At 51.8% G+C, this 12,706-nt stretch carries 10 protein-coding genes; 6 read left to right on the top strand and 4 right to left on the bottom strand.

Annotation, left to right across the window (positions count from 1 at the left end; all coding sequences use genetic code 11):
* Positions 1-33 precede the first annotated feature (33 nt).
* The 5 genes from V0288_RS06510 (at position 34) to V0288_RS06490 (ending at position 6,978) form a co-directional block, all read left to right on the top strand.
* Positions 34-2,580, top strand: a complete 2,547-nt coding sequence (locus V0288_RS06510) for a tetratricopeptide repeat protein (protein WP_332864242.1) — start codon at positions 34-36, stop codon at positions 2,578-2,580.
* Positions 2,581-2,662: 82 nt separating this feature from the next.
* Positions 2,663-3,019: a hypothetical protein gene (locus V0288_RS06505; protein ID WP_332864241.1), complete on the top strand. Its 357-nt coding sequence runs from the start codon at positions 2,663-2,665 to the stop codon at positions 3,017-3,019.
* Entirely contained in the window at positions 3,020-3,439 is a 420-nt protein-coding gene (locus V0288_RS06500; protein ID WP_332864240.1) for an HNH endonuclease, read from the top strand.
* A gap of 172 nt (positions 3,440-3,611) precedes the next feature.
* Positions 3,612-5,759 carry an intein-containing RctB family protein gene (locus V0288_RS25270; RefSeq protein ID WP_332864239.1) on the top strand — a complete coding sequence of 716 codons (2,148 nt, stop codon included), beginning with the start codon at positions 3,612-3,614 and terminating at the stop codon, positions 5,757-5,759.
* A gap of 73 nt (positions 5,760-5,832) precedes the next feature.
* A complete protein-coding gene (locus tag V0288_RS06490) occupies positions 5,833-6,978 on the top strand; it encodes an FAD-dependent oxidoreductase (protein ID WP_332864238.1) in 1,146 nt (381 codons plus the stop codon).
* Here the strand turns inward: V0288_RS06490 and V0288_RS06485 are convergent.
* Both V0288_RS06485 and V0288_RS06480 read right to left on the bottom strand, forming a co-directional pair.
* Positions 6,954-7,289 (bottom strand): XisI protein, encoded by a 336-nt coding sequence (locus V0288_RS06485; RefSeq protein ID WP_332864237.1) that lies wholly within the window; start codon positions 7,287-7,289, stop codon positions 6,954-6,956. The genes V0288_RS06490 and V0288_RS06485 overlap by 25 nt on opposite strands.
* Before the next feature lie 114 nt (positions 7,290-7,403).
* Entirely contained in the window at positions 7,404-8,723 is a 1,320-nt protein-coding gene (locus tag V0288_RS06480) for an aminopeptidase P N-terminal domain-containing protein (RefSeq protein WP_332864342.1), read from the bottom strand.
* A 57-nt stretch (positions 8,724-8,780) separates the two neighbouring features.
* On the opposite strand from V0288_RS06480, the gene V0288_RS06475 reads away from it, so the two are divergent.
* Complete coding sequence (locus tag V0288_RS06475) at positions 8,781-9,257, top strand: hypothetical protein (RefSeq protein WP_332864236.1); 477 nt, start codon at positions 8,781-8,783, stop codon at positions 9,255-9,257.
* Between the two features lie 67 nt (positions 9,258-9,324).
* Here V0288_RS06475 and V0288_RS06470 read toward each other — a convergent pair whose 3' ends face one another.
* Positions 9,325-11,406 (bottom strand): substrate-binding domain-containing protein, encoded by a 2,082-nt coding sequence (locus V0288_RS06470; RefSeq protein WP_332864235.1) that lies wholly within the window; start codon positions 11,404-11,406, stop codon positions 9,325-9,327.
* Positions 11,407-11,889: 483 nt separating this feature from the next.
* Entirely contained in the window at positions 11,890-12,552 is a 663-nt protein-coding gene (gene msrA, locus V0288_RS06465; protein ID WP_332864234.1) for a peptide-methionine (S)-S-oxide reductase MsrA, read from the bottom strand.
* Between the last annotated feature and the right edge of the window lie 154 nt (positions 12,553-12,706).

Genomic DNA, 12,706 nt, shown 5'->3' with positions numbered 1-12,706 from the left:
GGTAGCGTCTCCCTCGATCTCGCCAGCGCCATCATGCCCCCTCTTTTCGATCGCCTACAACTCAGAAAAACCCTCATCGAACTAATCCCCGCGGATTTTAACGCTCTCGTCTACGCTTTAAAAGTACCATTAAAATACCTTCCCCCGACACAGGCAGAATCGGCAATTCGGGTCGATCAGTTTTTGAATTGGGCGAATTCGCCTACGGGGTGCGGTTTAGAGAGGGTGCGAGAAGAGCTTTTGAAACTGATAAGAGATTCCCGCCAACCGGACGAAACAGAAATTCTTTCGGGATGGTATTTCGCTCATTCCTACGCTTCGTCGGGGAAATTTACCGGACGGATGGAAGAACGGCAGACGCTGACCGATTGGCTGGAAAATGACCCGAAACACCCGCTTTTTATCCTTTCGGCGTTGGGTGGGTTCGGGAAAAGCGCGCTGACTTGGGAATGGGTGAATGAAGAGGTGAAAACGCGCGAGGGAGTTTGGCAAAAGGTTCTCTGGTGGAGTTTTTACGAGGAATCGGCGAACTTTACCAATTTTATACGGGTAGCGCTCGCCTATTTGAGCGGTTGTCAGCCGGGGAATCGATCGCCACGGCAACAGGTAGAGGACGTTTTAGCTCTTCTGACGAGAATCCCCGCGTTAATCGTGATGGATGGTTTCGAGCGGGAATTGCGGGCTTATGGCAGTATGAACGCCGCTTATCAGGGGGATGAGGTCGGGGATTCCCCTTCCTCCGCATTACAAGCGGAAGCGCGCGATTGTATCCATCCTCTCGCCGAATATTTCCTGCGCGAGTTGTCCAGTCGGCGCGATCTACGGGGTAAGGTGTTGATGTCTACCCGTCTCTGTCCCCGCGCGGTGGAAGATCGTCACGACAATCTACCTTTAGCGGGATGTCGGACGCTCGAACTTGCGGGGATGAGTGCCGGGGACGCGGTGGCTTTTTTCGAGAGTCAGGGGATTCGGGGGACACGGGACGAGTTTGCACGGGTGGCGGATACCTACGGGGGTCATCCCCTGAGTTTACAGCTATTAAGCGGGCGTATTCGGAGAGATCTGCGGAATCCAGATGATATTCGGGTCGCGTTCTCTCTGGACGTGACCAGCGATCTGCGACAGCGACAACACCACGTTTTAGAAATCGCTTACAATTTTCTATCCCCTGCCTGCCAAGCGCTATTAAGTCGGATCGCCTGTTTCCGGAGTCCGGTGGAGTTGGAGGTATTAGAGGCGATTTCCGAGGGCGATAGTGAGTTACAGGCGAATCTGTACGAACTGATCGATCGAGGCTTACTGAATCACGACAAAAAGAATCGCCGTTTCGACCTACACCCGATCGTCCGTCGTTATGCCTACGATCGCCTGATAGATGTCGATCGTACCACCGAACACGAACGTATGCGGGACTATTTCGCCGCCGTCCCACCACCGGAAAAGGTGACGACATTGGAAGATCTAGTCCCGGTCATCGAGTTGTATCATCATACGGTTCGATCGGGTCGGTATGATGAGGCGTTCGAGTTGTTCCGCGATCGCATTAGCGAAGCGACTTATTACCAACTCGGAGCCTACCAACTTCAGATCGAACTCCTGCGCGCCCTCTTCCCGCATGGCGAAGATCGATCGCCCGAACTCAAGAATGAGATCACTCGATCTTGGACGCTGAACGCACTGGCAAATAGTTACAGCCTGAACGGTCAACCAGCGAAGGCGATACCGCTGTACGAGCGACAAATCGCTATTCGGAAAAAAGCGGATGATAAGAAGAACCTAGCGATCGGTCTGGGAAACCTAGCCTATCAGCAACTCACGCTCGGCTCGCTACAGTCCGCCGAGGCCAACCTGCGCCGCCGGATCGCTCTCTGCCAAGCGATCGAGAATGAGTTCAACGAGGCGATCGGACATCAAGAATTAGGGCGATTGCTGGCCTATCGGGGAGTTTGGGCGGAGGCAGAAAGGGAGTTGGATACAGCGTTAGAACTATTCGAGAAAAATAATCATATTCAATGGCAAGGCATTGTTTGGTCTTATCGAGCCTTAATCGCCCTGCTGAAGTTTCGACAGGGAGACACCAGCGCGAGACAAACGGCTCTATCGGCGGCCGGGCGATCGCTCGAACTCGTCGATGAAAACGCTCGTACCAATTATCCCATCGAACGAGACTACATTCGCTCTCACTGGCTTCTAGGCGCATCTCACCGAGTTAACGGCAACCTCGACCAGAGCGAACACCACCTAAACGAAAGCCTCACCCGTTGCCGTACCATCAACATGGTCGATCATGAAGCCGATATCCTGCTCGATCTCGCCCGATTGCGGGCAGAACAGGGACAGACCGACGAGGCTTTACGGTTAGCGGAAGAGGCAATGATAATCAGCGATAGAAGTCGCTATGTCCTGCAAGGGGCGGATATTCGCCTATTTCTAGCCGAGAGAGCGAGGGAACGGGGCGAGTTGACCGAGGCGCGGGATCTCGTGCGGGAGGCGTTACGATTAGCCACCTGTGACGGGGGCGACTATTGCTATCGCGTGGCTTACGACGAGGCGACACGGCTTTTACGCGAGCTTTCTTGATCTCCAGCGTATATTACAGTTGTAGTATACGATCGAATGTTTGGATGGATAGAATTAAAAAAGCTTTTTCCCGTGAATCATTATGGCGACTTTCTCGATCGATCTTCCCGATGAACTAGCGAATCGATTAGAACCCCTGCGAGAACATCTACCCGATCTCTTAGCGAAAATTGTCACCCCCGTAGACCCGAAACCGGCAACCGTAGCCGAAAATCCCGTCTACACGGAAGTATTAGACTTTCTCCTGCACCGTCCGACTCCCGATGCGATCGTCGCTTTTAAAGTTTCCCCCCGTTGCCAGAACCGTCTCCAATTTCTATTAGATAAAAACCGAGAATCCACCCTTACCGCCGAAGAGAACGCCGAATTAGACACCTACGAACAGCTAGAACATTTAATGATTTTACTGAAAACACGAGCGATGCGATCGATCTCCTAAATGACTTTCATCCCCACCGAATTACGCCAATTTGTCATCACGAGAGCGAACGGCTATTGTGAATACTGTCTGCTTCATCAAATTTTTTCAATTTACAATCACGAGATCGACCATATTATCGCCGTTAAACATGGCGGTAAAACTATCGAGTCAAATTTAGCCCTCGCGTGTTTGTCCTGTAACCGTCACAAGGGTTCTGACTTCGCGACGCTAGATCTAGATACGGGAGATGTCATTCGTTTATTCCACCCCCGTCAACAAAGATGGTCGGAACATTTTGTCTTAAATTATGCCACGATCGAGGGCGTGACGAGAACGGGTCAAGCGACAGCGAGATTATTACAATTTAATACCCGGAAACGTCTTCTCGATCGTCAACGGTTGATAGCCTCCGGAAATTATCCGAGATTACGGGGATAGAATAAAAAGACGAGTTCGTAACACTCCTCAACGAAATTTTTAGCACAAACCTCTAGCGCATATTACACTTGTAGTATATATTATAGATAATAGATTCACGCTTACCCGGTAGAGGTCAGTTTCGGGGACGGGTTTTTCCCGTTTCCCCCCTGCCCTCTGCCCTCATAACTTTATGTCCTACGAAACCTTAGAAATCGCGACACCCACCCCCGTACTCTCCTGGGCCGGCCACCAACTCGGCCCCCAAGAAACGGCGATGGCCAAAAATGTCGCCTCCCTACCTTTCGTCTTCAAACACGTTTCCCTGATGCCTGACGTGCATTTAGGAAAAGGCGCGTTAGTCGGTTCCGTTATCGCCACCAAAGATGCGGTAATTCCCGCCGCCGTTGGCGTGGATATCGGTTGTTTTACCGCCGATACTTTAATTCCTTTGGTCGATGGAAAATCCTACTCGATCGGGGAATTGGCGAACCGAGGCGACGCGTTTTATATTTATTCCTGCACTAGCACCGGTCGAATTGTCGCGGCGGAAGCGAGCGCCCGTTTAACCCGTCGTGATGCGCCCTTGGTAAAAGTTACGCTAGACAATGGCGAGGAAATTACCTGTACTCCCGATCACCTTTTCATGCTCAGAGATGGGAGTTATTTAGAAGCGTCGCGATTACAACCCGACACCTCTTTAATGCCTTTTTACTCGAAAACGGATAAAGAAGGTTACACGCTGATCCAACAAAATTATTCGGGAAGATGGCAAAAAGCCCATTGGATTATCGCTCGATCGGGATTGTTGGGAGAAATTCCCAAAATTCTCGGTCAACAAACGGTCATCCATCACAAAAACTTCGAGCAAGCCGATAACCGTCCGGAGAATTTAGAATTCATGGGCGATCGAGATCATTCCGCCTATCATCGATCGCTCACCGAAAGAAACACTCACTGGCAATCCGAAGAATTCGAGCGCAATCGCAAACAAGCTTTAGCGCGTAAAGCGAAAACCCCGGACGGCTATCAAGATTTCGCGGAGAGAGGGACGAAAAACATCCTACAATATATGCAAGATCGCCCCGAACATTTTAAAGCCTCCGTTGCCGATAACGGCGAACGGGGAAAACAATATCTAGTAACTTACAATCAAAGTGAAAAAGGGAGAGCGAAAAGTAAAGAAATCGCCAATCGTATCTATACCTGTGAAACTTGTGGTGAAGCGATTAAAAGTCCGATCGGCTTACATAACCATCGAAAACGCGAACACGGCTACAATCATAAAGTAGTCTCGGTAACGGTTCTCGATCGACGCGAGGATGTCTATTGTCTCAGCGTTCCCGAATATAATAATTTCGCATTGACCGCGGGCGTTTTCGTTCATAATTGCGGGATGGCGGCGATTAAGATGCCGTTTAAAGCCGAAAAATTAGAAGGGAAACTGAAGAAAATCCGCCTCGATGTAGAAGCGTCGATCCCCGTCGGTTTCAATGAAAATAAAGAGATCGATCGAGAAGTGAGCAACTGGGATCGCTGGAAAGAGTTCAAAAACGTCCACAAAGGCGTTCAGAACCTAGAAAGTAAAGCCCTCAAACAAATGGGATCTCTCGGGGGTGGCAATCACTTTATCGAAGTTTGTGTCGATGAAGAAGATTATGTTTGGTTGATGCTTCATTCCGGTTCCCGCGGCATCGGCAATCAACTCGCCCAATGTCATATCAACACCGCGAAAGATCTCGCCAAACTCGCGGAAAACAAACTTCCCGACCCCGATCTCGCGTATTTTGTAGCGGGAACGAAAGAGTTTGAATCCTACTGGCACGATCTCCAATGGGCGCAGGAATACGCGCGCTATAACCGCGACGTGATGATGTCCCGATTCAAGAAAATTGTCGAAAAACATCTCGCGGGAGGCAAACTGACAAAACCCTTACTCTCGGTAAACTGTCATCACAACTACGCCGAAAAAGAAGTTCATTTCGACGAAGAAGTGTACGTTACCCGAAAAGGAGCGGTACGCGCGCGCGAAACCGATTACGGTATCATCCCCGGTTCGATGGGTGCGAAATCCTACATCGTCAAAGGGAAAGGAAATCACGATAGTTTCTGTTCCTGTTCCCACGGTGCGGGTCGTTTAATGTCTCGAAATCTAGCGAAAAAAACCTTCTCTCTCGATGATTTAATCGAACAGACTAAAGGAGTAGAATGTCGCAAAGATGAAGGCATTATCGACGAGATTCCGGGCGCGTACAAACCGATCGAACAGGTGATGGAACGTCAAGCGGATCTCGTGGAAGTCGTCGCCACCCTCAAACAGGTGATGTGTGTCAAAGGATGACAGATTATCCCGGACGCGCTCGATCGATCCCCTCTTTCTCTAGCATCATAGAGATATCGATCGAGTTTCTTTCATGACAACAAAAGCGCGCCTCGTTTTCATCGGTGGGGGACATAGCCACGCGATCGCTTTAAAATCGTGGGGGCTAAAACCTCTCCCCTCGGTGGAATTAACCCTAATTAGCGACGTGATCCACACCCCCTACTCGGGAATGTTGCCCGGTTACGTCGCGGGTTTTTACAACTTCGCCGAAACCCATATCGATCTTCAATCCCTAGCGCGATTCGCGGGGGCGAATTTCTGTCTCGATCGAGCCGAATACATAGATATAGAAAAAAGTCAAGTAATTCGTGCGAACGGTTCCCCCGTCGCGTTCGATTATCTAGCGATCGATATCGGCAGTACCCCCGACACGGTAGCCGTAAAAGGGGCGAGAGAATACGCCATCCCCGCGAAACCCGTCCCCCGTTTCCTACAAGGATGGCAAGAAATCCTTGAAAACGCCACCAAATCGCCCGATAAACCCCTCTCGATCGCCATCGTCGGAGGTGGTGCGGGAGGGGTAGAATTAGCCCTAAATATGCAAGCCCATCTAGAAAACCTTCGCGGGACTCGGCAGGGATTAACCCTCCATCTCGTCCACCGCGGCGAAAAATTACTCCCGGATCATAATCATCGGGTTAGCCAACGATTAGAAACGATTTTAAAACAAAGAGAAATCCGGCTATCTTTCTCGGAAACAGTAACGGAAGTCCAACCGCGTCGCCTTCTCTGTGAATCGGGATTAATTCTCGACGCGGATTCTATCATCTGGGTAACGTCCGCTTCCGCGCCGAAATGGATCGCCGAGTCCGGACTAGCCACCGACGAGAGGGGTTTTATTCTCGTGGAAAATACTTTACAATCTCTCTCTCATCCCCGCGTTTTCGCCACCGGGGACATCGCCTCGATCGAAAATTATCCCCGTCCGAAAGCCGGAGTTTTCGCCGTCCGTCAGGGACAACCGTTATTCGAGAATTTACAGCGAATCATTCAAGGAAAACCGTTAAAACCCTATTTCCCGCAAAAAGATCATCTCAGTTTAATCGGGACGGGAGATAAACGCGCGATCGCCTCGCGGGGATCGTTTTTTTGCGAATCGTCCTTGATGTGGTGGTGGAAAGATCGGATCGATCGATCTTTCATGAAACAATTTCAATTAACCGCGAATTCCGTGTAGGGACGAACATCCGGATGGTGAAATCCGAGAACGATCTGCTTTTTCGGAATCCCCGAGGCCACTAACTCGTCCGTGATCCCGTCTTCCGTACCGTCTCGATGTATCCAAACTTTATCCCCGATAATCTCGACATGAATTAAACAGCCGTGAACTCGCTTATCATTCTGCCATCCGATCGTTAACAATAAAAAGTTATTTTCGTCCTTATCGATAATAAATTTTCGAGATAATTCTCCGTAGGAGTAAGGAATTCGATAATACTCTTCAATTACTCTTTCAATAACCTCTCGATATTCTTTTACAGTATCCATCGCGAGATCTCCTGTTTTACCTAATAAATATCTCTCGCCGGTATTGTCTTTTTCTATATACAAAACAAAAAATAAGATAGTAGGCGATCGAACTCGATCGCCCTACCCTTTCGATTACCGTTCGATATCCTCCACCCTTTTCGGAACCGCGGCCGTTAATACCTCGTTTCCGTCCGCGGTTACTAACACGTCATCCTCGATACGGATACCGATGCCGCGCCATTTTTCCGGGACTTCCGGCTGTCCCTCCGCGGGTTTAATATCCGGCGCGATATAGATGCCCGGCTCGACGGTTAAAACGTGTCCGGGTTGCAGACTCTGCCACGTTTCCGCGTTTACCTTGTAATTTCCCGCATCGTGGACATCTAACCCCAACCAGTGACCGGTTCGGTGCATATAGAAGGGTTTATACTTCTCTTCCGTGATAATCTCCTCGATATCGCCCGCTAACAAGCCCAGATCCATCAATCCCTCGACGAGAACCCGAACCGCGGTATCGTGAAATTGATGATAGGGATTGCCCGCTTTCACGGCCTCGATCGCTTTCAATTGCGCGTTCAGGACGATTTCATAGATAGTTTTCTGTTCCGGGGTAAATTTGCCGCTCACGGGGAATGTGCGGGTAATATCGCCGTTATAGTAGTCGTAGGCGCATCCCGCATCGATTAGCAAAAGCTCGTTCTCTCGCACCTGTCGATCGTTATTAATATAGTGCAAAATGCAAGCGTTCGCGCCGCTGGCGACGATCGAGGGATAAGCCGGCCCCATTCCGCCCTGTAATCGGAAAGTATGCTCGATTTCCGCTTGAATCTGGTACTCGTAATGACCGGGGCGGGTGAATTCCATCGCGCGATTGTGCGCCTCGGCGGAAATCGCCGTCGCGGTGCGGAGGGTGGCTAATTCCGCCTCACTTTTCACCAAACGCATCGGATGCAGGACAAAATCCGTATCCTCTAAAGCGACGGGGCCGGTTCCGCGACGGGGGAAAGTGGCGATTAATCTCTGCCAGTGGTCGAGAATTTTCGCGTTAAACGTTTTATCCCGGCCGAGATGGTAGTAAATGCGATCGGCCTTTTCCAGATATTGCGGTAATTTCTCGTCCAGTTCGCTGATAGGATAGGCTTCATCGGCCCCGAAAACCTCTTTCGCTCCTTCCACGCCGTAGCGATAGCCCGTCCACGTTTCTTTTTCGGGATCTTTCGGCTGAACGAACAGAATAAAGCGATGTTCCGGGTGATGAGGGGCTAAAACCGCCACCGCGTCCGGTTCGTTAAACCCCGTCATGTAGAAGAAATCGCTATCCTGACGGTAGGTATACTCGACATCGTTGTGCATAACGGCCATCGGCGCGCTACGGATGATAGCGGTTCCATTGCCGATTTTCTCCATAACGCGTTCGCGGCGCTGACGGTATTCGGTGCGATCGATCCCCATAGTTCCTATAATGTCACGATAAGTAATAAAATCCATTATCGCGAATCTTTTCCGACGATGACAGTAAACGACGAGGATCTACAGCGAGATATTTTACGAGGCCGCGAGTTTAGCCTAGCCGATTTGATCGCGAAAGAGGGAGGCGATTTTCTCAAGGGCGAATCCCCCGTTCCCAAACTCGTGCAAGTAACCACGGAAATCAAACAATTTATCGCGGCGAATCTCGGCGATTCTTCCGGCGCGTTACAGGCGATCTTACAACTCCTTGTCGATGAGGAGATGGGGAAAGTGGCTCGAAATCTAAATTCTCCCTTACGCGGGCTAGAGTTAATTCTAGAGGAGATTTTAGGGAACGATCAATTGTTATACGAGGTGGTGCATCGAGTCGATGTGAAATGGGGGCAAATGTACGGCGAACGCCCGCATTTCCAGCAACCGGATCAAGTCCCTCACCCGGACGATGAATACACCCACGATTCCGTTCGACAGAAGTTAGAAAAGTTATTGGCGAAAGTGATCGCCGAGGAAGTATAGAGACTGGATTGTTTTCTAATTTTCTCGATCGCCGATCCCGCGCGGGTAATCCTCAAGCCGTTACGGTTTAACGGGTACGCGAGTGTTTTCTCGATCGCTTGACCGATAGTTCGATCTGTCCGTGATTGTCCCCCCCTCCCGCGTCGGGGAATAACGCGCACAGTCTCGTCGATTCGAGAACTTGCAGGATTAATTTATCCTCGTAGCCGTTAAGAAATACCCACGTCTGCTCGCTTTCGACCTTCGTTTGCTGATTGATAAACCGCCCGCCGAAAATCCAGAGGAGAACCACCGCTTCCATCTCCGCGAAAAGCTCGTCGGTTCCGTAGCGGATTTCCCCGCCGACGATCTTGATCCAGTAGAGTCCCGGCTGTAGATAGATAGAATTCGATCGAGAGTCCCAATGTAGTAAATGTAGGTCGCTCAACTGATAACAATGCGAGCGGGCATCCGCCTCTAAAATCGTCCGATTCGGCACGATGGGAGCGAGAGAATGTTTCGAGGTCGGGTCGATCTCGCGCGACCCCGACACGGCTCGATCGGACGAAGAACCGACTTCCGAAGCGCTCAAGGCGGCGAAGGGAACGATTCCCGTGGGAAATCCCGACGGCGTTCCCGTTTCTTCCTCCTCTTCCGCGAAAAGAAGCAAATCTAGCGCGGTATTCGGTTCGTCGCCCGTCAGATCTCCCTCGTCGGGGTCGCCATCTAGAAGCTCGGGCTGGACAAACCATCGATCGTCTGTCACCTCTCGTTGGACGTATTTCGCCGGGGGAGCCGGTTCGGGATCGATCGAACTCTCCCATGTATCCGCGACCGGGGCGGCCGTTTCGGGGGGATCGTTCGGAGGGGAAAAAATGATATCGCTTTCTTCGGGAGCGATCGGGGCCGGGGGGAGACTGGCCACGGGTTGGTTTATGGGAAGAGAAGGCGGGATCTCGGTAGTCATCTCTCGCTCGGCTCGCTCGGCTCGCTCGGCTCGACGATTTCTCCACCAACTCTCGAAACCGCCTAACACGAGGAGAGGAAGCAGTAACAACCCGAGCCACCAAGGGGAAAATCCCTCCGTGGCCGTCACCGTCGGCGATTCGGGAACGCTAGGCGATTCGGGAACGGTGGAAGATTCGGGAACGGTGGAAGATTCGGGAACGGTGGAAGATTCGGGAACGCTAGGTGATTCGGGAACGCTAGGTGATTCGGGAACGCTAGGTGATTCGGGAACGCTAGGTGATTCGGGAACGGTGGAAGATTCGCGAGCGATAGGGGATTCGGGAACATTAGGCGATTCCGGCACCGGGGAAGGCTCGATCGTTTCCCCCGCGCGAGCGATCGCTTCCGCGAGAGGCGGGGCGGTCTCGATCGCCGTTTGTCCCACCGGCGAGGTCACGAAAGTGATAAAAGAACGAACCGCGGGATTGCTGACATCCTTGTAAACGAGATAGCGGGGTTGGGAGAAAGGATAGCGCGGGTCGGTCGCGGGGGTATCGAACGGCACCACGCGGAGGTTCGGATTGTACAGCGCTTGATCGGCGATCGTGTAGCTGATCCCGTCCTTTCCGAGTTCCCGCGTCATCGCGTTCGTGCTGTCCTCTTCTAGCCGAACGGTATTCGCTCCCGTCGCCAGAGCGGGAGGAAAAACGTCATAGTGGGTTAAAGCTTGGCGAGTATCTCCCCGATAGCGATCGATCACCCGAATCCGTCCCGCCTCGCGTCCTAGCTCCGCCCAATCGGTGATCTCTCCCTGAAAGATCGCCGCGAACTGTCGAAGACTCAAACTACCCCGGAAAGGATTCTCCGGGCCGATCACGATGGCGATCTTGCGACGGGGAAGGGCGATCGTTCGGAATCCCTTAATTTTTTCCTGTTCCGTGAGGGGACGACCGATAGCGGCGATGTCGATCGCGCCCCGATCGAGTGCCTGTAGAGCGGGATCGCTTCCCGCGTAGCGAATATTTACCTTTGTATCGGGATATTTGAGCGTGAAGGCTTGTTTTAAAGCTTGGTTGACCGCGGCCAGACTACTCGACCCGTCGATGAGGAGCGAGGGGGCCGCGGCCCGATCGGTCGGGGAAGGCAAATTGTCCGCTCGTGCCGCGGGAGGAAACGCGAGGGCGATCGAGAGGATCGTCAGGAATTCCGGGAGTAAGCGCATCGATACTCGGTCTCTCGTCTAAACAATGATCGATCGTCGAACGGGTTCGACACCCGCCCGTACTTATAGCACTATCCGCTATCGGCTTCCCGCTAAAAGTTCACCGATCGAGGATAACCGTCTTTTTTCCGGTCTTACCCGAAAGCCGTAGTGATAGAACCGCGAAAAGAAGGTTAATTCTATCAGAATAACAAGCCCAACGCTTTCTACGCAAAAAAATGACTATTTTTTCCCGATTGTCATTCTCTGGCGAACCGAGCGATAAATAAGCTGATTCTCTCGATCGCGCGGTTTGTCGGTTAACTCGCGGTGAGATGATCGATGGCCTCGCGCGGGGGGTTCGGGGGCAAGGTGTTGCCCCCGGTGGGGGGATCGGGGGGTAGTCCCCCGAAAAAACTCGGTTTCCCACCAGAAAATCGTACAATTCTCAACCCGAACCGACGTTAATCGAATAAAACCCGTCGCGGGGTCTTCCGTCACGCGTTACGATAACTTCACGTTCGTGGAGAGCGGGCAGGCCACGTTCGTCCCCCCCAAACCGCAGTAGCCGTTCGGATTTTTAGCCAGATACTGCTGGTGATAGACTTCCGCGTAGTAGAATTCCGGCGCGTCGAGAATTTCCGTGGTGATCGTCCCGTACCCCGCCGCCGCGAGCGCTTCTTGATACATCGAGCGCGAGGTTTCCGCCGACTGTTTCTGTTCGTCGCTGTAGGTGTAGATGCCCGATCGGTACTGCGTTCCCACGTCGTTTCCCTGCCGCATTCCCTGCGTCGGATCGTGACTTTCCCAGAACACTTTCAACAGTCGATCGTAGGCGATCACCTTCGGATCGTAGACCACGAACACCACCTCGTTATGACCCGTCATCCCCGTACACACTTCCTGATAGGTGGGATTCGGGGTATAACCCGCCGCGTAACCCACCGCGGTCGTGTAAACTCCCTCTAACTGCCAGAATTTCCGTTCCGCGCCCCAGAAACATCCCATCCCGAACATCGCGGTTTCCAATCCCGTCGGGAAGGGCGGTTTGAGAGAATTGCCGTTGACGTAATGATACGCGGGAACGGGCATGATTTCCGATCGCCCCGGTAGAGCTTCCGAAGGGGTCGGAAGTTTCGTTTTTTTACCGAATCCAAATAGCACCATAATGACGTTTATACAAGAATAATTTACTTTATTTTACAATAGGACGCTCGCGAGATTTCCGAGACAACCGAGCGGAATGGAAAAATTGTCGTGTGGTCAAGGAGTCAGGAGTCAGGAGTCAGGAGTCAGGAGTCAGGAGTCAGGAGTCAGGAGT

The sequence above is a fragment of the Pannus brasiliensis CCIBt3594 genome (assembly GCF_036688125.1).
In the GTDB taxonomy this organism is placed as follows: domain Bacteria; phylum Cyanobacteriota; class Cyanobacteriia; order Cyanobacteriales; family Microcystaceae; genus Pannus; species Pannus brasiliensis.
This window is presented reverse-complemented; position numbering and strand designations above follow the sequence as displayed.

Excerpts from the sequence above, each read along its gene's own strand:
- V0288_RS06475 (WP_332864236.1), top strand. The coding sequence starts at position 8,781 with ATGACAGTAAACGACGAGGATCTACAGCGAGATATTTTACGAGGCCGC.
- V0288_RS06485 (WP_332864237.1), bottom strand. The coding sequence starts at position 7,289 with ATGGATACTGTAAAAGAATATCGAGAGGTTATTGAAAGAGTAATTGAA.
- V0288_RS25270 (WP_332864239.1), top strand. The coding sequence starts at position 3,612 with ATGTCCTACGAAACCTTAGAAATCGCGACACCCACCCCCGTACTCTCC.
- V0288_RS06480 (WP_332864342.1), bottom strand. The coding sequence starts at position 8,723 with ATGGGGATCGATCGCACCGAATACCGTCAGCGCCGCGAACGCGTTATG.
- V0288_RS06510 (WP_332864242.1), top strand. The coding sequence starts at position 34 with ATGCCCCCTCTTTTCGATCGCCTACAACTCAGAAAAACCCTCATCGAA.
- msrA (WP_332864234.1), bottom strand. The coding sequence starts at position 12,552 with ATGGTGCTATTTGGATTCGGTAAAAAAACGAAACTTCCGACCCCTTCG.
- V0288_RS06505 (WP_332864241.1), top strand. The coding sequence starts at position 2,663 with ATGGCGACTTTCTCGATCGATCTTCCCGATGAACTAGCGAATCGATTA.
- V0288_RS06490 (WP_332864238.1), top strand. The coding sequence starts at position 5,833 with ATGACAACAAAAGCGCGCCTCGTTTTCATCGGTGGGGGACATAGCCAC.
- V0288_RS06500 (WP_332864240.1), top strand. The coding sequence starts at position 3,020 with ATGACTTTCATCCCCACCGAATTACGCCAATTTGTCATCACGAGAGCG.
- V0288_RS06470 (WP_332864235.1), bottom strand. The coding sequence starts at position 11,406 with ATGCGCTTACTCCCGGAATTCCTGACGATCCTCTCGATCGCCCTCGCG.